Consider the following 21,881-nt stretch of genomic DNA (forward strand, 5'->3'; position numbering starts at 1 on the left):
ACAAGTTGGAAACAGCCCCTACTGCGAAAGCCGCGCATAGGTGTCCATCACCTTGGTCACGTACTGCTGCGTTTCCGGTATGGGCGGAATGCCGCCGTGCTTCGCCACCCGTTCCGGCCCGGCGTTGTAGGCGGCCAGCGCCAGCGGCAGCTCGCCGAAGCGGTCCATGAGCGATTTCAGGTAGCGCACGCCGCCCTCCACGTTGGCGTCGGCGTCGAACGGCGCGGAAACCCCCAGGTCGCGCTGGGTGCCGGGCATGATCTGCATCAGCCCTTGCGCCCCGGCGGGTGAAACGGCAGTGGGGTCGTAGTTCGATTCCACGGCGATTACCGCTTCCACCAGTTTGGGGTCCACGCCGTGGCGCGCGCCGTGCCGGGCGGCCAGCCCCTTTATGCCCACCGGCCCCACGGCCTTTACCAGTTCCTGCACCTTGAACCGCCCGAACACCCGGTAGCGCGTGTCGCCCTTTGGCTTGTCGGTAAGGTGCACCACGCCGTCCTCGTCCACATAGCGGTAGATGGTGACGATCTCTCCGGCGGGCGCGGCGGCGGCGGGGCGGACATGCCACCCGCACGCACCGAAGGGCGCGGCCATGGCCAGCGTCAGCGCCGCCGCCAGCAGGGCCACGCGGCCCCGCCCGCGCCATCTAAGGGGCGTGGCCGATGTGGGCTCCTTGGTGTACGGTACTCCATGGGGGCCGGGTGCCGGAACGGGCATCGAGCGGGGCCTGAATGTCATGTGATGCATGGGAGGTACCGATGTTCTCACTGCGTAGGCCGGGTGCGCCGCTGGCGGCATTGCTGGTGGCCGGGTTGCTGGTTGCGCCGGGCGTGGCCCTTGGCGGCAAGGTCTACATCTGGACCGACGAAAAGGGCGTGAAGCATATTACCGACAAGCCACCGGTGCAGGCCCCCGCCGACATGAAAAGCCTTTCCGCAACGCCCAACGAAGCGCGGCCCGGCGCCCCGGACACCTCCAACGCCCCCGCCCAGAGTGAAGACGGCGTGCATGTTGTGGACGGCGTACTGATGAAGCCGGACGGTCAGCCCGTGCGGGGGCCGGACGGCCAGCCCGTGCATGTCGGTCCCGATGGCCAGCCCCTGCAACCCGGTCAATTTGGCCAACCGGGCCAACTGGGCGTCGGCGCCGACGGACAGTTGCCGCCATCCATCCAGTCCGCACCGGACCCCAAGGCGCAGGAGCGCGAGGCCCTGCAACACCGCCTGGAGGAACTCCAGAAGGAAAAAGAGGCCTACGACCTCGACAACCGGCGCGCCCGCGCCAAGGGCGATGGCTACGCCAAGCAGCGTTCGCGCTACCACCAGAACGAGGTGGAAGGTCGCATCAACGAGGTGGAAAGCCGCCTCAAGCTGCTGGACGCGGACGGCGAATCCTCCGCTGGCGAAGGCGGGCAGTAGACCGTCCGTCTCCTTCTCTTGCCATTTCCATCGACATGCCCACGCGCTTCCCGAAACCTCGGGGGGCGCGTTTGTCTTTTTGCGCTGACAGGGTCCGTGCGCCCAGCCGTGCGCCCACGGCCCCCTGTACGCCTGCGCCTACTGCTGGATGGGCGGCAGAAAGCCCTTGCCGCCGCGCAGGTCCAACTGCAAGCCGAAATCGTCGAAGTAGAAATTGTCGCCCGTGGGTCCGCTGGTGACGATGGATATGCCTTCCTGCGGCGTGTAGTTCGGGTTGCTGGCGTCGTACGTGGGCGAGAGCAGGTTGGTGCTGCGCACTATGGTGTTGGTCAGGTTGGTGCTGTCCAGGCGTTCGCCCAGCGATGTCACGCCGGAAACGCCGGTGTTCACCCCGTCCCACTGCACCATCGAGAAATAGTCGGTGGATGATGTCCACTGCTCGTAGTCGTCGGGTATCCAGTTCAGCTTGCCGTCTGTGGTGGTGATGCGCGGGTTCCGGATGCGCTGGCTGGTGGTATACGAGGTGTTGGCGCCCGGCGAGGCGGGGTTGTAGGGCGTGGCGTCGCCCGTGGTCGAACTGCTGGTGTTGTTGTCCCCGTAGTACACCCGGATGAAGTTGGTCTTGCTGCCCACACCCGTGGTGTTGATCACCGCGTGCTGCACGTTGTCCACCCTGATGGCCTGCCCGCTGCCAAAGCTGCCGCTGGTGCCGGTATCCACGTTGGTCAGCACCAGCGTGCCCTGCGCGGTGCCGGACGCCCAGTCGCCGCTGGTGACGATGGGCTGGCCGATGACACGTGCCTTGGCACCGCTGGTGGTGGTTATCTCGTCGCCGTAATTGATGCGCAGGGTGCCGCCCGAGCCGCTGGCACCGCCGCCATTGCGGAAGGATATTTCTTGTCCTTCCACCAGGCGCACCAGCAGGGAAGACCAGTCCTTCAGGCTGTAGGTCGGTCCGCTGCTGTTGTAGGTGATGATGCCGGATGACTGGCCCAGCAGCTTGTAGGCCAGCCAGTTGAAATTCCCGTTGCGCCGTTCCCACAGCAGGATGGCCGGGCGCGAGAGTCTGCTGCGTTCCCGGGTTAACCAGCCACTGGTGGTGATGGTCTGGTCCGAAGTGGTGAACAGCGGGCCGGGGTCGCTGACGCTGTTGTAGCCCGGAATGAGCGAGGACGGAATGTCTCCGGGCAGGTACCACGAACCCCAGCCAAAAATGATGACGTAATCCTGCTCCAGTCGAAACCGCACCAACGACAGGCCGAACCCGTCAAGGTCGCTGGCGCCGTTGTTGCGCCCCCGGAACAGCACCCCGCCGAAGTACTGGCCTTCCGTGCTCTGGCTGGCCACCTGCGTCTTGAATTGCAAATCGTAACTGGAGTTGCCTTCCGTATCCAGCCAGCCCCGCGCAAGGTTCACGTTGGTGGCGCCCCAGTTGAAGAACAGCGTGCTCCACTGGTTGCTGCCGGTGAACCACGAAAACAGGTTGCCAATGGCGGATGTGGCCGCCGTGAGCATGCCGGTCACATGCAATGCACCACTGGATATGGCGTGCGACCCCAACTGCCCTTCGTCGGAACCGCCCGTGAACCATGCGTTCAGGTTGTCGAAGGTATCCTGATACTGTTCCTTGCTGAAGTTGCCGCCGCCCAATATCCATCCGATGGGCACGTTGTAGACCACCTCGCGCGTGGTGCCGCTGGCGGCGGTTCCCGTGGAATGCAGGCGCAGGTACGCTTCCAGCGTGATTTCCGCCGAGGAGGAAAGCACGATGTTCGACCATGTTATGCCCTGTCCCTCCACCAGCCGCACGTCTTCCAGCGTGCTGCCCGACTTGCGGCGATATACGTACGAAACGCGACCGGTGTGGCCGTTGGTGGTATCGCGGATGGTGAACATGCCGTTCACGTCCGGAAAGGCTGCGGCGTGGCTGGCGACAAGGGTAAGGTTGCCGCGCTCGGTCACCGTGGCGCTGGCGCTGGGGTTGGCGGTCAGGTACACGTCGGTGCCGGTGGGCACGTTGCCGGTGGTGCCGGTAAGGGTGAAGGTGACGGTATCGCCTGAAATGCCGATGCTGCTGTACGCGTACATGGTAGACCCGGTGCCTATGCGCAACCGCCCGGCCTGGCCGGATGGCAGTGCCGGCGGAGTGCCGTAGGCCTTGGTGGTAAGCGAGGTGCCGCTTTTGCTGGTCACCTCGTACCAGTAGGGTTCCACCTCCAGGGTGAACGACCCTGCGTTGCCTGTGAAGGTGTAGGTGGAGCCGTCCATGGTTTCCAGCAGGTCCTTGCGGGCCTGCTCGTCGCCTGCCGCAAGAAACATGCTGCCCGCCGCGCCAAAGCCCGATTCCGCAAGGTAGTAGGCCTGGTCGCCCTGCACGGCGGCAATTTCGCCCATCATGGACCCGGTCATCATGGGCAGCATGGTGGCGGCCAGCACGGAAAAGGCGACAATGGTGACAATGGCGCTCAGCAGCACGGCCCCGCGCTGCCCGGCGTTGCTGGCGATGCCCGTGCCGTATCGGGCAGTACCCATGGCGGTGCCGATGGCCGCCTGCGCGGCGGCGCGGCCCCTGCGCAGGGCGCGGCTCGCCACCGCCACCAGCAGCACGGAAAGCACCACGCAGGCCGCCAGCCAGCCGGGGGCATGTACGGCCATGCCCGCCAGCGCGGCCACGGGTGTCAGCACGGCCAGGGTTGCCGCGCGCAGCGGCTCGTGCGCGGCGATCACGCGGGCCATGTCCGGCCCCACGGCGTAATAGGCGCGCACCAGCGCCCGCCCGCCATCCCATGGCAGCAGCAACCTGTCGCGAAATTCTCGCAGTTGCACCACCACGGGGTGGCCGCCATCGCCCGCCGCCGCCGTGGCCACGAAGCATACGTCGTAGCGGGCCAGCGATGGGGGGCTTACGTCTTCGGTGTTGCCGCCCCGGTTTTCGTTGTTGCGGGGCACGATGCGGTTGGTGAAGGTGCGGGTGGTGCCGCCCGGCGCGGTAAGGGTAAACGTGACGTCGATGGCCGCGAGCAGGCGCGAATCCGTATCGGACGCCCAGGAATTGGCGGAGGTCAGGTTGATGCTGTCTTCCTGCTGGCGCAGGTAGGCAAGGCTGAAGGCGGTCACGTTGTCGATGAGCGTATCGCCGTTGGCCGCCCCGCCGGTGCCGTCGGCAATGCGTATCTGGCCCACGTTGGCCACGTACTGGATGGACCTGTTGAACTGCGCCGTGCCCCCCCCGCCCACGTTGCGCACCACCAGCAGGGTGGAGGAACTGTTGGCGGGTATGTCCACCAGTTCGACAATCTCGCGGGTCAGGCGGTCCATGGCCAGTTGCGCTTCCTGCGCCAGTTCGCTGGCCTCGCGCGCGTCAACGAAGCTGCGCGCCCCGGTAACTATGCCCACCCCGGCCACGGCGGCCAATACGCCCGCAAGCATCAGGACCACGATGGTTTCGATGAGGGTGAAGCCTTTGGCGTTCATGGCATGTCCCCCTAGCGCGAAAACAGGGTGGTGGCGGTGGCGCCGTTCACCTGTATGGTCACGCGCAGCATGTCGCCGCTGCTGTCGGCCTGTTCCGTGAAGCTGGGTGCAGCGCCCGTGAAGCGGATGCGCCGGTTCACCAGCACGGTGTACGACCCGGTGGTGTAGCGGTTGTTGGTCTGCGTACTTCCCGCAGTGCCGATGACGGGCATGATGGTGGCAATGGGGTCGGTCTGTTCGATGTACCGTGCCCGGTAGTCGGCAGTCATGGATTCGATGATGTCGGTCAGCTGCGCCTGCGAAACGGTCCGCCCGAAGCTTTCGGCGCTGCCGCGCAGGGCCGTGCCCGCCACGGACAGCATCATTACCGCCATCAGCGCCACAAGGACGATGGTGACGATGATTTCGATGAGCGTGAAGCCCGCGCCCCCGTGCACGGGGTGTTCCGGGTGCGCCCCGTGCGCCCTGTGCGTCCTGTGAACCGGATGCGCAGGGTGCCCGGAACAGGCCAGACGGGCCGGGCGTGCCAGCCCGCGCGCCTGCGGTGGGTGTGCGTGCCGGTTCATTGCAGAAACCCCGTGTTGCGCACCACCACGATGTTCTCCGTCTGGCCAAGGTAGCTGACGGTAACGGTGGTGTTGGCCGTGCGCAGGGTGGTGCCCGCCGCGTTGGAGCAGGGCCTGCCCCAGGCGTCGAAGCTGATGATGGTGGCCCCGGTGGTAAAGGTGGCCCCGGCCTCCAGCGTGATGATGCCGGTACCGGGTTCGCCGGGCAGTACCACGCGGGTGCCGGTATTGCCGTTGCGGAATATGGCGTAGGTGGTGGTGGAGATGATCTGCACCCCGAAGATATCGTCGTTGTTCATGGACAGGGTGCGTGCATAGCGCAAATGGCTGCGCACGCTGGCGGTTATGCCGCCCAGTTCCGCCGGGGTCTGGTCGAAGAAGCGTTCCGTGGCCACGGCGATAATGATGGCCATGATAACCAGCACGGCCACCACCTCGATCATGGTAAAGCCGCGCTGCCCGGTCTTGCCGCGTGCGGGGCGCCCGGTGCGTGCGGCAGGAGATGAAAGGGTGGCCACACCCCCGGCGTGCCGACCATCGGCAACGCGGGAAGCGGCATGGCCACCCTGGGGGGGCTGGAAAGGGTGCTGCGTGGTGTGCGTCGTCATTGTGCGTGCCCGGCGGGCGCCCGGCCCGACTGTTGCGGCGGGCGCAGGCCCGCCCGTACGGCGTGAAAGTTCGTGGTCATCCGTGCCCGTGGCGGCGTGGCCCCCCCCGCGCCGCCCGAATAGTGCAGTCCGATCATTGCCGTCTGAATAGTACAGTCCGATCGTGGCCGCCCATGCATTGTCACCCGGACAGGGGCTGCCGGACATGCCGCGCGCTAGCGGCTGGCAAATTCCCGCAGCACGTCTTCCAGCCTGCCCTCGTCGGTCAGTGTGTACACCGTCTCGCCGTGTTCGTCCGTCCGTGCCGTGCCCGATACGGCAGATGCGCCGGACGGGCCAAACGGGCCGGACGGCGCGGCATCCCCAAGGGGGCCGCCTGCCGGGTGCACGCCCGTGCGGGCCAGGTGCCGGGCCGCTTCCGGGGCGTAGTGGGTGGTGCCAAGGCCCCGGTCCACCAGCGGCGATTCGTGGTCCGGCAACTGTTCCTCTTCCGGGGCGGGGCGAAACACGTTGGACGGGGCGGAAAAACGCTGCGGCCTGTTCAGGTAGTCGTCGTAGTAGGCATCCATGGTGTACATGCCCTCGCCGCGCCCCATTTCCACTATGCTGTGCAACTGGGCAAACTTGCCCTCGCGCACCAGCATGCGCACCGGGTGGGAGCCGATGAGCAGGGAAAGTACCGGCACCCGGAACCGCGCCACGGGGTGCATGCGGAGCTGTTGCACCACCACAGCATGCAGGGTGGACGACAACTGGTGCCGCACAAGCTCTTGCGCTTCCAGCGGAAAGGCGTTGCACAGCCGGTACAGGGCTTCTTCCGGCGTGGCGGAATGCAGCGAGGCAATGACCAGATGGCCCGATTCTGCGGCGGAAAGGGCAAGGCGGATGGTTTCCGCCTCGCGCAGTTCGCCCACCAGAATCACGTCCGGGTCTTCGCGCAGCACGTCCAGCAGGCCGCGCTCGAAGGACGGAAAATGTGCCCCCAGTTCCCGCTGCTCCACAAAGGCCTTCTTGGAGGCGAAGCGGTATTCGATGGGGTCTTCCAGGGTGATGATGTGCGCCGGGCGGTTGCGGTTTATCTCGTCCAGCATGGCGGCCATGGTGGTGGTCTTGCCGCTGCCCGTGGCCCCGCACACCAGTATCAGCCCGGCCCGCAGGCGGGTGAATTCTTCCAGCGATGGGTGCAGGTTCAGGTGGGCCAGGGTGGGGATGCGCCCGGCCAGCAGCCGCACGGCCAGGCTGAGGCCCCGCGTGGTGTTGAAAATGTTCACGCGCACCCGGATGCCCGCCACGGTATGCGCAAAATCCACCGACCAGCGGCGGCGCAGTATGTCCGCCCGGTGCGGGTTCAGCAGGCTGCGCGCCAGGTCGTCCACGTCCGCAGGGGCAAGCACGGTATCGCGCAGCATGCCGATGTCCCCGTCCTTGCGGTACACCACGGCATGTCCGCCGGTAATGTGTACGTCGGACCAACCCATGGCCACAGCCTGGGAAATGATGCGGTGGAACGTCTCGTTCATGGCGAATACCTGTGCGTAAAGGGGGAACGGGCGGCGGCGCGGTGTGCGCCGCCGCCGGGATGACATTAGTCGCAGCCAGGAGTTTGCAGTGCCTTGACGCCGCCGGATTCGGACGCGGCAATAGCGGTGCCGCCCGTGACGGTGGGGTGCGAAAGGGACACGGACGATTCGAAGAGAGTGGTCGCGGGTGTCGTGGTGGTATCCGTCCAGGAAATGCCGCTAACGGTCCAGCCACCGCCGATAACGGAGGTGTTGCTGACCTCTGTCTGCGCGGCGGTTTGGGCGGCAGCGCAGGTGGCACCGGCAAGCAGAGCCTGCGCAAAGCTTTGGTTCAGCCGGGCCTGAAGTTCCGCAGCAGCGGCATCAACTGCCGACTGACGGGCGTTTTCCTGAAGGTCGAAGTACTTGGGCACGGCAACAGCGGCCAGGACGCCAAGAATGACCAGCACGGCAATGATTTCGATGAGGGTGAAGCCTGCTTCCTTTTTCCGATTCTTCCTGTTCTGGGTCATGGGATGTTCCTCCTGATGCATGGTGTTACGTTATCCTGCTCTGTTCAAATCCATTCGGGTTTCGGACCTTCCGTCCCCCCTCCCTATGTTGGTGCCGGTGCGTGCGCATCCCCCCCGAAAGTCCGCGCACCGTGCCCGGCATGCATGGGCGTAATCGGCGCTATCTGTGTTTACCCGCCATTTGGGTCAGGTCCCACATGGGCATGAAGATGGCGAGGGCGAAAAAGCCCACCACCGCCGCCAAAACCACGATGAGAATGGGGCCGATGGCTTCGGCCATGCCTGCCACGGCGTATTCCACTTCTTCATCATAGTGAGCGGCCACGTCTTTCAACATGGAATCCAGGCTGCCCGATTCCTCGCCAATGGCCACCATGTTGATGACCAGCGGGGTGAAGAAACGGGCGGACTTCAACGGGTCTGCAATACCCCGGCCTTCGCGCAGCTTGTCCTGTATCCTGCGGAATTCTCGCGCGATGGCCTCGTTGCCAATGGTGTTGGTCAGCACGTCCAGCGCATCCAGCACGGTAACGCCGCTGGATTGCATGATGGAGAAAATGGAGGCAAAGCGCGCCATGACCGACTTTTGCAACACCGGGCCGGTGATGGGCATGCGCAGCAGCAGGCTGTCCCGCCAGTACTTGCCGGTGGGGGTGCGCACCCACCATTTGTAGGCCATGACAAGGCCTGCCAGCGCAGCCAGTAATAATATCCCGTAGTCGGTTATGGCGTGGTGCATGAAAATGGCGACTTTGGTGGGCCATGGCAGTTGGATACGGGCTTGCGAGAATATCAGGACGAACTTGGGAATGACCACGTTTAGCAGCACGAAAAAGGCGATGGTCAGCGCGCCCATGACCATCTTTGGGTAGCGCATGGCGGACTTGATGTCGGAGCGGATCTTGTGTTCGTGCTCCAGCAGGTACACAAGGCGTTCCATCACGTCGCCCAGCGCGCCGCTGGCCTCGCCTGCGCGCATCATGGAGCAGTACAGCTCGCTGAACACGCGGGGGTGCGCCTTGAAGGCGTCGTACAAGGTGGAACCGCCCACGATGGATTGGGCCATGTCTGCGGCAACGCGCTTCAGCCGCTTGCTCTCGGTCTGGTTCTGCAACACCTGCAACAGTTGGGTAATGGGTATGCCCGCCTGGAACAGGGTGCGGAACTGCTTGGTGAACAGTATCAGTTCCTTGGGCTTTACCGGGTTCAGGATGTCGCCCAGCGCCCCGAATTCGAAGCTGGTCCCCTGCGCCTTGACCTTCATGGGCACGTAGCCGCGCGACAGCAGCAGGGCACGGGCCGCGTCTGCGGTGTCCGCGTCGATGGTGCCTTGCATGTTCACGCCGTTGTCGTTCAGCGCGGTGTAGACGTAGGTGGGCATGGTGTGCCTGTTAGGTACGTTGTCGGTTAGAGCATGACGGAAGTTGCGGCCTCTTCAACGGTGGTCGTCCCCCGCAGGATCTTCAGCGCCGCGTCCTGCTTCAGGGTGCGCATGAGGTCGGTGGTAATGGCCGCCTCGGCGATGGCCTGCGTGGAGCTGCGCTGTATCACCAGTTCCTGGATCATCTGGGTCATGGGCAGTATTTCGAACACCCCGGTGCGCCCCCGGTAGCCGGTGTGCGCGCAGTGGTGGCAGCCGCGCCCCTTCAGGTACGTTGCCCCCGGCGTGTCCGGCGCAAGGCCGAAGGCGGCCAGCGCGGCGGGCAGCGGCTCGTACGGTTCCGCGCAGTTGGTACACACCCGGCGCACCAGCCGCTGCGCAAACGAAACCAGCAGCACCGAAGAAACCAGAAACGGCTCTATGCCCATGTCGATAAGCCGGGTTACCGCGCCCGCCGCATCGTTGGTGTGCAGGGTGGACAGCACAAGGTGCCCGGTAAGGGCGGCCTGCACGGCAATGGCGGCGGTTTCCGCGTCGCGTATTTCACCCACCATCACCACGTCCGGGTCCTGCCGCAGAATGGAGCGCAGGCCGCTGGCAAAGGTCATGCCCGCCTTGCGGTTCAGCTGCACCTGCCGGATGCCCCGGATGCGGTATTCCACCGGGTCTTCCAGCGTGATGATGTTGATGTCCGGCCGGTTGATGCTTTTCAGGATGGCGTACAGGCTGGTGGACTTGCCGCTGCCCGTGGGGCCGGTGGACAGGATCATGCCGTAGGGCTTGTGGATGGCCCCCTCGATGGTCACGTGGTCGTTCTGCTGCATGCCCAGCATGTCCAGCGTGTAGTCGCGCCCGCTCATGTCCAGCAGGCGCAGCACCATGTTTTCGCCGTAGATGGTGGGTATGCTGGAAACGCGCACGTTTATTTCGCGGTTGTCCAGGTGCATGGTAAAGCGGCCATCCTGCGGCACACGGGTGACGGCAATGTCCATGTTGCCCAATATCTTGATGCGCGAAACAACGGCGGGCGCAACGCTGCGCGGCGGGGCCGGGGCCTCGCGCAGCTTCCCGTCTATGCGAAAGCGCACCTGCACGCTGTCCTTTTCCGGGCTGATGTGCACGTCGCTGGCGCCTTCGCGCACGGCCTGGGCCAGAATGGAATTGACCAGCCGGATGACGGGGGCAAGGTCGGCCTGGTTGGCCAGCTCGTCCACGGCCACGTCGCGCTCGGCGGCGTCGGTCTGGCTGGTGGCGGCGGTGTGCAGCTCGCCCAAGCTTTCGATGACGCCGTCAAGGTTGGTGAACATGCCGTAGATGGCACTGAACAGCTGATTATACTCCTGCTCGGTGCAGATCAGCGGTTCCACTTCGCTGTTGGTGATGAACTCCAGCGTGTCCAGCGCGTCGATGTCCAGCGGGTCCACCATGGCCACCACCAGCACATGGCCATGCTGCTGCAAGGGCACCGCGCTGCACTTCTGCGCGGCGTCCAGCGGCAGGCGCTCTGCCATGTTCAGGCTGAGCGGGTACTGCTGCGGGCTGTACCGGTCTATCTTCAACTGGCGGCTTACCACTTCCACCACGTCGGCTTCGCGGCACAGGTTGGTCTTGGTCAGGTACTGGCCAAGACGCAGCCCGCTTTTCTTGTGTTCGCGCAGGGCGGCCTTCAGCTGCTCTTCGGTCAGCAGCCCGGCCTGCACCAGCAGTTCGCCCAATCGTACACGCTGACGCACGGTGTTCCTACCTTGCTTCGGGGTGATGGTGTTGCGTCATGGTTCGCGGCCCGCGCGTCTACTGGCGGGGCAGCACCTGTTGGTCGATGGTCGGGGCCTGGCCGGTCTGGCCGGGCTGCACCGTGATCTGCTGCGTGGCGCCCTGTTCCGCCATTTCGCGGTAGGGCAGCACCGCCGGAGTGATGAAGATCAGCACTTCCTCAAGCTTGCTGCCCTTGGAATCGCTGCCGAACAGCCAGCCCAGCCCTTCCACGTCGTGCAGGCCGGGCACGCCGCTGCGGCCCGTGGTCTTGCGGTCCTTGGTCAGGCCGGAAATGACGATGGTCTCGCCGTCCTGCACGATAAGGGTGGTTTCCGTCTGCTTCTTGATGATGAAGGGGTTGCCTTCCACCGTGCGGGTAAGGTCCACCTCGTCCTTCTTCACCAGCACCTTCAGCTTCAGGTTCTTGTCGTCGATGACGTGGGGGGTGATTTCAAGGCGCAGTACGGCGTCTTCGAACTTCACCTCGTTGTCGCCCTGGGCGTTGGTGGAGACGTAGGGAACCTTTTCGCCGTTTTCGGTGTAGGCCATCTGGTTATCCAGCGTGGAGATGGACGGCGACGACAGGATGTTGATCTTGCTGTTTTCCTGCAGGGCGGAAAGCTGCATTTCCAGCATGTTGCCGCCAATGGTGCCGAACATCAGCCCAAGCGAGCCCGCGCCCGACTTGCCCGTGGTGTCGATGGGAAAGTTGATGCCGTTGCCCTGCCCGCTGATGCCGGACGAGCCGTATGTCGGCGTGTAGCCGCCGGTGTACGGGCTGGTGCCCGCCGTACCGCCGCTGCCGCCGGGGGTTATCCACAGGTCGTTGCTGCCCGCCATGTTGCCCACCCGGTTCACGCCGCCCCACTGGATGCCCAGTTCGCGCGCGGTTTCCTTGGTGGCTTCGACGATGTGCGCCTTGAGGTGGATTTGCGCGCGGGGCTTGTCGAGGTTGGAAACCAGGGTCATCAGCTTGCGCTGGTCGTCTTCCACGCCCTGGATGATCAGCGAGTTGGTGAAGGTGTCCACCACCACCGAGCCCACGGGCTTGCCCGCGTCGTCCTTGGACAGAAAGCCTTCCAGGTTCTTTTTCAGTTCCGCCGCTTCCGCGTAGCGCACGTCGAGCACGGTGGTGATCAGCGGGCCCACCTTGCGGCCCTTCAGCTTCTGGGCCATGCGCTGGTTTTCCAGCGTGGTGCGTTCAAGCTCGGCCTTCTTGTCGGCCATGGTCACGACCTTGATCAGATCGCCCTGCCACGCGTAGTCCAGCCCGTTGCTGTCCAGCATGCCCTTGAACACGTCGGCCCACGCCACCCGGTTGACGTTGACGTTCACCGCGCCCTTCACGCCGGGGCTGAGGATGATGTTCTTGCCCGCAGCGGCGGCCAGGCTGCGCAGGGCCACGCCCACGTCAACGTTGTGCAGCTTCAGCGTTACCGGCACGTTGGGCAGGGGGCGGGCCTGCTGGTCCTGCTCTTCCGCCACCTTGTCCTGTTTCAGCACGGCGCGGGGCTTTATCTCGCGCGCTTCGCGCGAGGGAGAGAAGCCCGTGGAATTGGTGGACATGGCCTTCCACTTGTCGAAGAACGGGTCGGCTTCTTCCTTGCGCTTGGCGCAGCCCAGGGTGCCAAGGATGAATGCCGCCGCAAGCAGGACGACGAGGGCCAAGGGAACGTGTCTTCTCATGGAGCGCATCAGAATTCTCCCGTACTGCTCGCAGGTTACAGGTCGTCGCCCGAGTAGGGGATTTCCCTGTCGGTCACATCACCCGGCGATGCCAGGACGACCTTGCCCGGCGTTATCGACTTCACCACGTATCCGGTATCCGCCACGGTTTCGCCGGTGCGGTATTCAAGGCCGTCCAGGATGGCCAACACGCTGTTGCCGATGGCCACGTAGCCCGTGTAGGCGATGTCGTGCGCGGCGCTCTTGCCGTCCTTGTCACCCGACCCGCCGGGGCCGTCGCCCTTGCCCGGCACCGGGTAAAAGGGGTTTGGCGCCGCCTGGCGCACCGCCGCGTCCAGCACGTAGAGCTGGCTGGGGGTGATGACCGCTTCGGCCAGGGTCTTGCGGGCCTGCTCGACTATCGGGCCGGGCGCCTCGGCCCCGGGGGACAGCAGTCCCGTCAGTCCAGATGGGCCAGATGAGGTAGTCGGGCCAGACGAGGCGGATGGGGCGGCACCGCCGTTTGCCGGTGCCGACAGGCTGGACGAAAGGCCGCCGGATGCGCCAGCCGCCGGTACGGGCCGCGACGTGCCCGACGGCAACAGCAGGATGACCACCGCCACAATGGCCGCAACGCCCGCCATGCCGATCAGTATCTGTTCCCTGCGGGTCATGCCGTCACCCACCGATGCGCGTTGTGTTGCCGTTCACCTTCACCCAGATGGACACCTTGTAGCCCGGCCACTGGGTGCCTGCCGTCACTTCCATGGATTCCACCCGGTCCAGCCACGGCTGCGCCGTTACCTGCATCAGAAAGGCGCGGAACGATTCCAGCGGGCCGTCCATGGTTCCGTCCAGCCGCACCATGTTGCTGCCGCCCAGCACCGATTCCGCCAGCGGCACAAAGCGCACCCCCTTGAGCGAAGCGCGGTTGCCCATGTCCTGCAAGGTGCCGATGGCCTCCGTCAGGGCGGGCGGGGTGGGCGCGGCAAGCGCCGTGCGCCGGGCCAGCGCGGTGTCGAATCGGGCGGCGTCGGCCTTCATTTCGGCAATGACCGGGGCGAAGGCCTGCTGCATGCGCAGCATGGCGTGAATCTGCGCGGTTTCTTCGCGCACGCGGGCCGTCTCGCGCATGGCGGGCGCGATCAGCAGCAGCGCCATGCCCGCGATGGCCACAAGGGACAGCCCGGGGACGAGAAAGGGCGAGGTGCTTTTGGATGCTTGCATGGCTGTGCCCGTCACACCAGTTTGAGGGTGGCTATGAACTGCAATGATTCCGTGGCGGTGCCCGTTTCGGGGGTCTTTTTCTCCACCGTTACCGAAAGCACCATGGGCGAACGTTCCAGCCGGTACAGGAAGTCGGCCAACATGGCCTCTCGCTGGAGCATGTCGCCCGCTACCACCCCGGTGACCACGGCCATGGCCGTGGCCTGGGCGGCCGCGTCCGATTTGTCGGGCTTCTGCGCGCCCTTGCCCTTGGCGTCCCTTGCGCCGGGGGCGTGGGCGTCGTCCAACTGCGTCAGGCGCAGGCCGGAAAGCCGCACCCCCGAAGGCGTGACGGCGGCCAGTTCCGACAGCAGGGCCACGGATACCTGGCGGTTGCTCATGGACTGCACGGCCATGCGCAGGGCCTTGCCCTTGGTCGAGGCGGCCAGCAGTCTGGCCTTGTCGGTGGTTTCGCCATAGGCGGTCAGTTGCTGGCGCAGCCCGTCGCGTTCGTTACGGGCAGAAAGCAGGGCCGCACCCTGGACGCTGGCGAAGATGGCGGTGCACAGCACCATCACCATGCTGCCCACGGCCACGGCCAGGCGAAGGCGCTCGCGCTGGCGGGCCTGCTTGCGCTCGCGAAAGGTGTTGACGCAGTTCTGGGTGCGTTCGTCGTCGGACAGCGAAAGGCCGATGGCCCACTGGGCCTCGGCGCAGTCCGATGGCAGCTTGGCGATGTCCAGTTCGGCCCCGGGCGTGGCCGGGCCGCGCTGGCAGTTCAGCGCCGCGCACGGAATGCCCACCTGCCGCCCGAATTCGTCCACCAGCTGTTGCAGGCAGCCGCCGGGGGTGGAAAGGAACATGCGCGAAACGGCGGGGTAGCCGAGGGTGTTGGCGAAGTGGTCCATGGTGCGTTCGAACTGGCGCACCAGGCGTTCCACGGCAGGGGCGATGCTGGCGCCGATGTCCGGCGCGGGCTGGGCCACGGGGTGTGTCGGCGCGGCGGGCACCGGCATGGGCTGGCCCGTGCTGCCCTGCCCGGCAGGAGCGGGCAGGATGCAGGCGCTGTCGCGCAGCAGCAGGGCGCGGGCCTCGGCATCGGAAAGGGGGGCGGCGGTACCGGCGGAGGATTCCACCAGGGCGCGGGCCAGGCTGGCGAAGCCGGTCTTGACCATGCGGCTCAGCACCACCTGCGACGTGGAGTAGATGTCGATGCGGGTCGATTCCTCGTCGATGTGCAGCACCGCGAACTGTTCCGTTGCCGGGTCGAGCCAGCCGGTGGTGAACAGGTTGTGCGAGGCGATGACCCGCGTGGCCGCGCCAGCAAGGGCAAAGCCCGCCCGCTGCACGATGTTGCGCACCTCGCCAAGGGCGGCCCGCACGGCCAGCGTGGCGGTGACGGGAAGCTTGGGCACGCCCTTTTCGATGATCTCGCCGCCGATGGTGCAGTCGAACACCGATTGCCGCTCGTCGAACTCGCGTTCCTTGCGGGCGGTCCAGAAGGCCACGTCGTCGCGTTCCTTGGCCGAAACCTTGGGAATGCGGAAGTGCCAGTGTTCGGCGTGTTCGTCGGGCAGGGCGGCCCACACCTCAAGGTCGGGGACGGGTCCGCAGAAGTCCAGGATCTGCTGGCGCAGGAAGGAGGAAAAGGCGTCGTCGCCGGGCCGGATGCCAGTGGGAATGCGAATGGCCTGCACCCCCTGCAAGACCGGCAGGCCCGCGCGGCCATGGCGGCTTTCCGCCAGGTACAGGCAGCGGCCACGCCATTCCACGCCCAGCACGCGGCGTTCCTTCAGCGGGCGCAGCAGCGGTATGCTCCACCTGCTGGGACCGGGTTGCCCCGATGGGGCTGGTCCGGGCCGGAGAGCGGGGCGCGTTGCATCGCCCTTGCGGATGAGTTCGAGCAGTCGCCCGGTGGAAGACGCATTGGCGTGCAGACCCATTGAACCACCATCCCGATTACGGTTTCGCGGGGGGCGCGGGGCCACCCGTTGTTGTCGTGCCGTATCGCAAGGCCTGGGGCGTGCCGCATGGATGCCCGCCGCCGTGGCGGTGGAAGCGTTCCGCGAGACCATGCCCGGCCGCTCGCCATGACCAACCGGAACCCATAGGTACCGGCAGGTTATGACGGTGAGGTGTCCGTCCGGTTCTGCTCGTGTGGATGTGTGGAATGCGCCGGATCGAAAGGCCCCCCCTGCGGCCCGGCGTATCCCCCCCTCTAAGCGGCTCTGACCTTGCAGCAATGATTTGCTGCCGAGCGAGCGTGTTATAACTTTTCTAGAAAAAAGACCACTCGCCATCACCCGGCCCCCTGCAAACCCCGGTCGGTTTGCCATATGGCATTCCGGGGGGCGCGGCATGGGGGAAAGCTAACGGTATCGCCAGCATATTCGGCGGAAGGGAAAAGACAATCACCCTATACCGAAATCGCGGGTGATATTTGGGGTGATTTTTGAGGGGGGCGGCCTTGGCGCGGGCGCACCCCATGGCGAAACGTGTTGTGCGCGTTCCCATGATGGTGCCGCAGGGCGGGTGAGGTGGCCCGCCCATGCGCGCGATGCCCCGCACGCCGGTCGGGCGGGCGATGCCCCGCACGCCGGTCGGGCGGGCGGGGCGGTCAGGCAGTGGGCGGTTTGTCAGGTGGGTGGATGATCAGGTGGTCTGGCCGCGTGGTCTGGCGGTGGAGCGGGCCGGGCTGGCCGGGGTGCCGCGCGATGGGGCGGGCAGGGCAATCGGACGGTCTTGCGGTCAGGCGGTCGGGCGGGCCGGGTCGAACAGGGTGACCGCGTTGCGCAGTTCCTGCTGGTTGGCCACGCCGAGTTGCCGGTAAATATTGCGCACGTGCGTCTTCAGGGTGTTGTACGAAATGTTCAGCCTGTCGCAGATTTCCGGGCCACTGTGGCGGTCCGCCAGCAACAGGGTGACGGCCACCTGCTGCCGGGTAAGGCCCATGCGGCGCAGCGAATCGGCCAGGCAGGCGGCGGGCGGTGCCGAAGGATAGGTGCGCGGGGCCGCTTCGCCGAACAAGGTGGGGTGGAGTGACGGTGCGGGGGCCACGTCAGGGCTGTTTTTCGGAGCTGCCTGGGGGGCGGACGGGGCAGCGTCGGACGATGACGGCATGGCGGGGTAAGGCGCCGGAGTGATCGCGGCGGTGGAATCCGCAGGGTGCGCGTGGCGTAACACAAGTGGCGCATGTGGCGGGTGCGGCGTGTCCGATATGTCCTTCATGTCGGTGGTCCTCACGTCATGCAGGCTGAAGTTCGCGGGTACCGGCAGTTCCGCACCGTCGGCCCCCACCGGAGCGGGAGAGCGCCAGGCGCTGGTGGCTGCCCGTGGCGGCGGGGTTGCCTGGGCAGCCGGGGTGGTTGGGATGGCAGGCTCGGCACGCCCTGTCGAGGAGTCCTGACCAGGTGATGCGTCTTGTTCGAGGGATGCGTGCTGCCCGATTGCTGCGGCCATGGACGGGGTCGCACCGCCCGGCATGAGCGGCCTCGGTTCTGGTGCCTCGCCAGGTGCCGGGCACGGAGTCGTATCCGGCAACGGGTCAGGCGCCGGGGCTGCCGGGTCTGGTGGGTTTGGAGAACCGGGCAGATCGGACAGGTCGGCCAGGATGGTCCGCAAGGCGGCATCGTCGTCACATTCGGTGTCGTCCACCGCGCAGATCGGCTCGTCCGCGCCATCGTCGGGTACATGGCCGGGCAGCCGCCAGCCCATGTAGGTGGCCGGGTCGGGCCGTACCACCAGCATGATGGAAATGATGGCGCACACCGCCGCCAGCGAAAGCACCTGGATGTGGGCGATGTCCGGCGGCAGCAGCAGGCCAAGCACCAGGAATAGCAGGCTGCCCGCCCACTGCGAGCCGAACAGCAGCGCCCAGTACAGGGCCATGATGCGCGCGCGGTTGCGTCCGGCGTGCAGGCCCGCGCTGTGCAGCAGCGAGGAATACATGAATACGTCCAGCAGGGCGCTGCCCGAAAGCTGGATGAACATGGGCACGCGCGGCATGCGCTGGCCCAGCAGCATCAGCGTGGCAAAGCCCAGTCCCAGCAGTGGCAGCGCCAGCCGGAACAGGTGGCGGGGAGCCAGGGAAGGAACGATGCGCAGCAGGATGGCCGCGCACAGGGCCACCCCGCAGAACACCGCGCTGGAGGCCATGACCGTGGCGTCGCTTTCCGGGGGCAACTGGTCCAGCAACTGGTAGAACAGGCCGCAGGCCGCGCTGGCCAGGAACAGCGTCGCCAGCAGCGTGGCGGGCAGGGGGCGCAGGGGGGCGGGATCCCTTTCGTCGTCGGCCTTCGGCAGGGTGATGTTGCCGAGCAGCAACCGGGAAAGCATGGGCAGCCCCGCGCCAAGGGCCAGCCAGGTGGCCGCGCCGCCAAGGCCGGAAATGGACACGGCCAGTACCGATTCCGCCACAAAGGTGGCCACGGCGAAGCAGAGTGCGGCATCCAGGCCGGACAGGGCCGCCAGTCGCACGCCCCAGCCGTGGAAGAGCAGGACGGCACCCGCCACCGCCAGGGTGCCGGTAAGCACGTCAATGCCCGCGCCGTGTGGGCCGAGCCCCGGCACCAGCCCCAGCAGCGGAAGCAGCATGGCCGCCAGTGCTGCGTCGTGCACGCGCGAAAGACGCGTGGCGTGGGGCAGCAGCGCCACGCAGCGGGCACACGCCAGCATGGTGGCGATGGCCATGGGCATAACCCATTCGCCAGAGCTTTCCGGCAGGGTCAGTACCTGCGGAAGGTGCGCGCGCAGCAGGCCCGCCCGCATGAGATACCATACGCAGGCAATGGAAACACCCAGCCCCACGCCGCCGCGCAGCAGCAAGACGGCGGAGCGCAATGGCTGACGATCCGTTGGAAATGGCATGGCACTCCCCCCCAAAGGTTGCACCATCAAGAATGGAATATCGCTACTGCATGCATGATTTTATCGTTTGCGGCAACGAGGTTAGAGAAATTGTAACGACACGTAGGCGCGAATGGGGGGCGCATGGGGCAGGCATGGGGGCTGACTGGGGAAGGCGTGGGGGATGGCCGGGGATGATGGGGAGCCGACAGGCAGGACAGGCAGGACAGGCATGACAGGCATGACAGGCATGACAGGCAGGACAGGGAATGGCGCGGGGGCGCTGGGAGATGGAGCGGGAAAGCGGAAGGGACGGCGGACGGGGGCGGCCGGGGCTGAAAACGCAGAAAGGTCCCGGCGAATGCCGGGACCTTTACCGTCGTATGGTGCCGAAGGGGAGAGTCGAACTCCCACTCCCTTGCGGGAACTAGACCCTGAACCTAGCGTGTCTACCAATTCCACCACTTCGGCGCAGGAGGGTCTTCTAGCCAAACGCCGTGTAGTTGGCAAGCATTTTTTTCGAAAAGCTTGCGAAGCCCGGTGCCGGTGGTCTTGCACACGCCGGATGCCGTTGGTGGGCGCGGAAAAATACTTGCGTGGCTGGCGGGGGCTAAGGCAAAGGCTCATGCCTGCCGATAGCATCGGAGCGGACAGGTGACAGGAGACAGGGGCGCAGCGTCGTTCCGTCCACCGGGGGAAAGGAGACACGATGCCCAAGGCCAAGGGGGGCGGCACCACGCCGTCCCCGAATCGACAGGCGCACCGGGATCAGGTGCATGCCGATGCGGCAGCGCTCGCTGCGGACACGGGGTACCCCCTCGTGCTGGTGCTTGACGCGCGCCCTGCCGTGCGCAAGGCCCTGGCGTCCCAGGTGACCCTGCTGCTGCCGGGGGCGCGTGCGCATGCCGGACACCCAGGTGAGGCGCCCGACGCGCTCGCCATGTCTGTCATGTCCGGCGCGCCCGGCATGTCCGGCGCGCTCGCCATGCCCGTACCGTCCGGGCGTCTGGTTGTCCGGTTTGCCGGGGCGGACACCGCCGTGCTTCCCGGCTGGGAGGATGTCCCGGTGGCGGAGCTGCGGCCCCGCGCCGTGGACGGGGAATATGTTCCGGCGACCGCCCCGCATCGCAACGCCGCAACTGCTGCTTCTGCCGCCGCATCCGGATCTGCGGACCCGGCGGACCCGGCGGACCTTACGGACCTTACGGACCTTGCGGACCTCACGGACTTGGCGGACCTTGCGGACCTGGCAGACGTGGCGCTGGCGCTGGCCCGTTGCGGTCAGTTGCGCCGGGTGGCCGAGCCCGATGTGCCTTCCGGCCAGCGGCTTTCCGGGACGGCACTTGTTTCGGCCATGCCGAAGGTACTGCATCCGCTGCTGCCCGGCGTGTGGCGCACGGCAGAGGCGCTGATCGCTCAGGCGGGCGATGCGCTGCATGCGGAAGACATGGCGCTGCTGGCCCGCGTGGCGCACACCGTGCGCGGCATGGCGGCGAACTACGCCATGTCGGAATGGGCCGCCTGCGCGGCGGCGCTGGAATGTTCCGCCCGGTCCGCCGACGTTGCCGCCGCATCCGATGCCCTTGCGTGGCTGCGAGCGGCCCTGTCTGCCCTGTCTGCCTTGCCTGGCCTGTCAGGCCTGTCTGGTCCGTCAGGCGTGTCTGGCCTGTCTGGCGTATCAGGCGAGTCTGGCGGCGACACGGGGGGCTGACCGTCCCACCTCCCGCCATGCGATGGACGCGCGAACGCCGCCGCGCCGGGAATGGCCGTTCCGCAGCCTTCTTTTTGCCCGAACGCATCGACGGGCCGGACTCGCATCGGAGTCCGGCCCGTCGTTTGACTGCGGGGCAGGTAGTCTGGGCAGGAGCGGGGCAGGGGCGGGGCAGGGAAAAGCGGTCTTCGGCTAGGGGGTGACGGTCAGCCCATGCTCGATGGCGAAGCTGACCAGTTCCGCCGTGCTGTCGGCACCCAGCTTGCGCTTCAGGTTGGCCTTGTGCTTTTCCACGGTCTTGTGGCTGATGCACAGCTTGTCGGCGATCATTTTGTTGCCGTGGCCTTCGGCCACCAGCTTCAGGACCTGCTTTTCGCGGTCGCTCAGAAGGTCCAGCAGCGACCCGCTTTCGCGGCGGCCGTGGCGCAGAAAGTCCTCGATCAGCAGTTCGGAAATTTCGGGGCTGATGTACCGGCGCCCGGAAAGCACCGTTTCCATGGCCTGCACCAGGATGTCGCTGGAGACGTTTTTCAGCACGTAGCCGTCGGCCCCCGCGCTGAGGGTGCGGTAGATCAGGCTGTCCTTCTTGTGGGCGGTCAGCGCCAGCACCTTGGTGCGCTCGCAGCGCCGCTTGATTTCGCGGATGGCTTCCGTGCCGTCCATGAGCGGCAGCGTCAGGTCCATGAGCACTATATCCGGCATGTGCTTTTCAACGATTTTCAGGGCCTGGATGCCGTCCGGGGCCTCTCCCACGATGGTGAACGCGGGATATGCCCCGAGCAGGGCCTTCAGCCCTTCACGGACGATATCAAGGTCTTCGACGAGCACAACGGTTTTCGACATGTCGGCAGCCTTTGACTGTGGTGTGGCTGGTCTGAAAATAACACGGTACGTTATATGTGCCCCCGGTGGAATTGTAAACCTGCTTTCGTCGCAGTAGGGTTATTCCCCATTATAACGTAGGGTGGGAGCGCGCGATGGAGCGTGCACGGCAGTGCCACCGCAACGGGAATGGTGGTGACGCGGCGTGCCAGTACGCTGCTGTGCAGGCACATGCGGCGCAGGCTGTCTGCATGGTGTGCTTCGGGCCGATGCGGTGGCGTGATGGGCGCTTTGCGGGGTGTTTCGGCGCAGGCATGGCAGGGCATTCGCGCCCAGGGCGGTGCGCCATGGCGCGTAATGGCGCGTGTGCAGGGGGGCTGGGCGTGTCCGGGCCTGTG

General features: G+C 66.1%; 16 protein-coding genes and 1 tRNA gene. 2 read left to right on the forward strand and 15 right to left on the reverse strand.

Annotated features, from left to right (window positions below; all coding sequences use genetic code 11):
- Positions 1–18: 18 nt before the first annotated feature.
- The gene (locus tag ABWO17_RS14795; RefSeq protein WP_353119854.1) at positions 19–717 is read right to left on the reverse strand and encodes a transglycosylase SLT domain-containing protein; all 699 of its coding nucleotides are present in this window, start codon (positions 715–717) and stop codon (positions 19–21) included.
- A 41-nt stretch (positions 718–758) separates the two neighbouring features.
- On the opposite strand from ABWO17_RS14795, the gene ABWO17_RS14800 reads away from it, so the two are divergent.
- Positions 759–1,418: a DUF4124 domain-containing protein gene (locus ABWO17_RS14800; protein ID WP_353119856.1), complete on the forward strand. Its 660-nt coding sequence runs from the start codon at positions 759–761 to the stop codon at positions 1,416–1,418.
- A 138-nt stretch (positions 1,419–1,556) separates the two neighbouring features.
- On the opposite strand, the gene ABWO17_RS14805 is transcribed toward ABWO17_RS14800, so the two are convergent.
- The 13 genes from ABWO17_RS14805 to ABWO17_RS14865 all read right to left on the reverse strand — a co-directional run bounded on the left by ABWO17_RS14805 (position 1,557) and on the right by ABWO17_RS14865 (position 19,421).
- Entirely contained in the window at positions 1,557–4,892 is a 3,336-nt protein-coding gene (locus ABWO17_RS14805; RefSeq protein WP_353119858.1) for a CFI-box-CTERM domain-containing protein, read from the reverse strand.
- 11 nt (positions 4,893–4,903) lie between these two features.
- Positions 4,904–5,329 carry a type IV pilus modification PilV family protein gene (locus ABWO17_RS14810; RefSeq protein ID WP_353119860.1) on the reverse strand — a complete coding sequence of 142 codons (426 nt, stop codon included), beginning with the start codon at positions 5,327–5,329 and terminating at the stop codon, positions 4,904–4,906.
- Positions 5,330–5,454: 125 nt separating this feature from the next.
- Entirely contained in the window at positions 5,455–6,066 is a 612-nt protein-coding gene (locus tag ABWO17_RS14815) for a pilus assembly FimT family protein (protein WP_353119862.1), read from the reverse strand.
- Between the two features lie 215 nt (positions 6,067–6,281).
- Positions 6,282–7,586, reverse strand: a complete 1,305-nt coding sequence (locus tag ABWO17_RS14820; protein WP_353119864.1) for a type IV pilus twitching motility protein PilT — start codon at positions 7,584–7,586, stop codon at positions 6,282–6,284.
- A 65-nt stretch (positions 7,587–7,651) separates the two neighbouring features.
- Complete coding sequence (locus ABWO17_RS14825; RefSeq protein ID WP_353119866.1) at positions 7,652–8,098, reverse strand: type IV pilin protein; 447 nt, start codon at positions 8,096–8,098, stop codon at positions 7,652–7,654.
- A 160-nt stretch (positions 8,099–8,258) separates the two neighbouring features.
- Positions 8,259–9,479, reverse strand: coding sequence for a type II secretion system F family protein (locus ABWO17_RS14830; protein WP_353119868.1), 1,221 nt, complete (start codon positions 9,477–9,479; stop codon positions 8,259–8,261).
- Positions 9,480–9,505: 26 nt separating this feature from the next.
- Positions 9,506–11,212, reverse strand: a complete 1,707-nt coding sequence (locus ABWO17_RS14835; RefSeq protein ID WP_353119869.1) for a GspE/PulE family protein — start codon at positions 11,210–11,212, stop codon at positions 9,506–9,508.
- A 58-nt stretch (positions 11,213–11,270) separates the two neighbouring features.
- Entirely contained in the window at positions 11,271–12,920 is a 1,650-nt protein-coding gene (gene pilQ / locus ABWO17_RS14840) for a type IV pilus secretin PilQ (protein ID WP_353119871.1), read from the reverse strand.
- 35 nt (positions 12,921–12,955) lie between these two features.
- Positions 12,956–13,573 (reverse strand): hypothetical protein, encoded by a 618-nt coding sequence (locus tag ABWO17_RS14845; RefSeq protein ID WP_353119873.1) that lies wholly within the window; start codon positions 13,571–13,573, stop codon positions 12,956–12,958.
- Positions 13,574–13,577: 4 nt separating this feature from the next.
- Entirely contained in the window at positions 13,578–14,126 is a 549-nt protein-coding gene (locus ABWO17_RS14850) for a hypothetical protein (protein ID WP_353119875.1), read from the reverse strand.
- 11 nt (positions 14,127–14,137) lie between these two features.
- Positions 14,138–16,048, reverse strand: a complete 1,911-nt coding sequence (locus ABWO17_RS14855) for a hypothetical protein (RefSeq protein ID WP_353119876.1) — start codon at positions 16,046–16,048, stop codon at positions 14,138–14,140.
- Positions 16,049–16,853: 805 nt separating this feature from the next.
- A complete protein-coding gene (locus ABWO17_RS14860; protein ID WP_353119878.1) occupies positions 16,854–18,971 on the reverse strand; it encodes a helix-turn-helix domain-containing protein in 2,118 nt (705 codons plus the stop codon).
- Between the two features lie 363 nt (positions 18,972–19,334).
- Positions 19,335–19,421, reverse strand: a tRNA-Leu gene (locus ABWO17_RS14865).
- Positions 19,422–19,659: 238 nt separating this feature from the next.
- Here ABWO17_RS14865 and ABWO17_RS14870 point away from each other — a divergent pair.
- The gene (locus ABWO17_RS14870; protein ID WP_353119880.1) at positions 19,660–20,661 is read left to right on the forward strand and encodes an Hpt domain-containing protein; all 1,002 of its coding nucleotides are present in this window, start codon (positions 19,660–19,662) and stop codon (positions 20,659–20,661) included.
- 192 nt (positions 20,662–20,853) lie between these two features.
- Here the strand turns inward: ABWO17_RS14870 and ABWO17_RS14875 are convergent, their stop codons facing one another.
- Entirely contained in the window at positions 20,854–21,504 is a 651-nt protein-coding gene (locus tag ABWO17_RS14875) for a response regulator (protein WP_035065830.1), read from the reverse strand.
- Positions 21,505–21,881: the final 377 nt, after the last annotated feature.

Source organism: Nitratidesulfovibrio sp., from assembly GCF_040373385.1.
GTDB lineage: Bacteria > Desulfobacterota > Desulfovibrionia > Desulfovibrionales > Desulfovibrionaceae > Cupidesulfovibrio.

Excerpts from the sequence above, each read along its gene's own strand:
- ABWO17_RS14795 (WP_353119854.1), bottom strand. The coding sequence starts at position 717 with ATGCCCGTTCCGGCACCCGGCCCCCATGGAGTACCGTACACCAAGGAG.
- ABWO17_RS14800 (WP_353119856.1), top strand. The coding sequence starts at position 759 with ATGTTCTCACTGCGTAGGCCGGGTGCGCCGCTGGCGGCATTGCTGGTG.
- ABWO17_RS14805 (WP_353119858.1), bottom strand. The coding sequence starts at position 4,892 with ATGAACGCCAAAGGCTTCACCCTCATCGAAACCATCGTGGTCCTGATG.
- ABWO17_RS14815 (WP_353119862.1), bottom strand. The coding sequence starts at position 6,066 with ATGACGACGCACACCACGCAGCACCCTTTCCAGCCCCCCCAGGGTGGC.
- ABWO17_RS14820 (WP_353119864.1), bottom strand. The coding sequence starts at position 7,586 with ATGAACGAGACGTTCCACCGCATCATTTCCCAGGCTGTGGCCATGGGT.
- ABWO17_RS14825 (WP_353119866.1), bottom strand. The coding sequence starts at position 8,098 with ATGACCCAGAACAGGAAGAATCGGAAAAAGGAAGCAGGCTTCACCCTC.
- ABWO17_RS14830 (WP_353119868.1), bottom strand. The coding sequence starts at position 9,479 with ATGCCCACCTACGTCTACACCGCGCTGAACGACAACGGCGTGAACATG.
- pilQ (WP_353119871.1), bottom strand. The coding sequence starts at position 12,920 with ATGAGAAGACACGTTCCCTTGGCCCTCGTCGTCCTGCTTGCGGCGGCA.
- ABWO17_RS14845 (WP_353119873.1), bottom strand. The coding sequence starts at position 13,573 with ATGACCCGCAGGGAACAGATACTGATCGGCATGGCGGGCGTTGCGGCC.
- ABWO17_RS14850 (WP_353119875.1), bottom strand. The coding sequence starts at position 14,126 with ATGCAAGCATCCAAAAGCACCTCGCCCTTTCTCGTCCCCGGGCTGTCC.
- ABWO17_RS14855 (WP_353119876.1), bottom strand. The coding sequence starts at position 16,048 with ATGGGTCTGCACGCCAATGCGTCTTCCACCGGGCGACTGCTCGAACTC.
- ABWO17_RS14860 (WP_353119878.1), bottom strand. The coding sequence starts at position 18,971 with ATGCCATTTCCAACGGATCGTCAGCCATTGCGCTCCGCCGTCTTGCTG.
- ABWO17_RS14870 (WP_353119880.1), top strand. The coding sequence starts at position 19,660 with ATGCCCAAGGCCAAGGGGGGCGGCACCACGCCGTCCCCGAATCGACAG.
- ABWO17_RS14875 (WP_035065830.1), bottom strand. The coding sequence starts at position 21,504 with ATGTCGAAAACCGTTGTGCTCGTCGAAGACCTTGATATCGTCCGTGAA.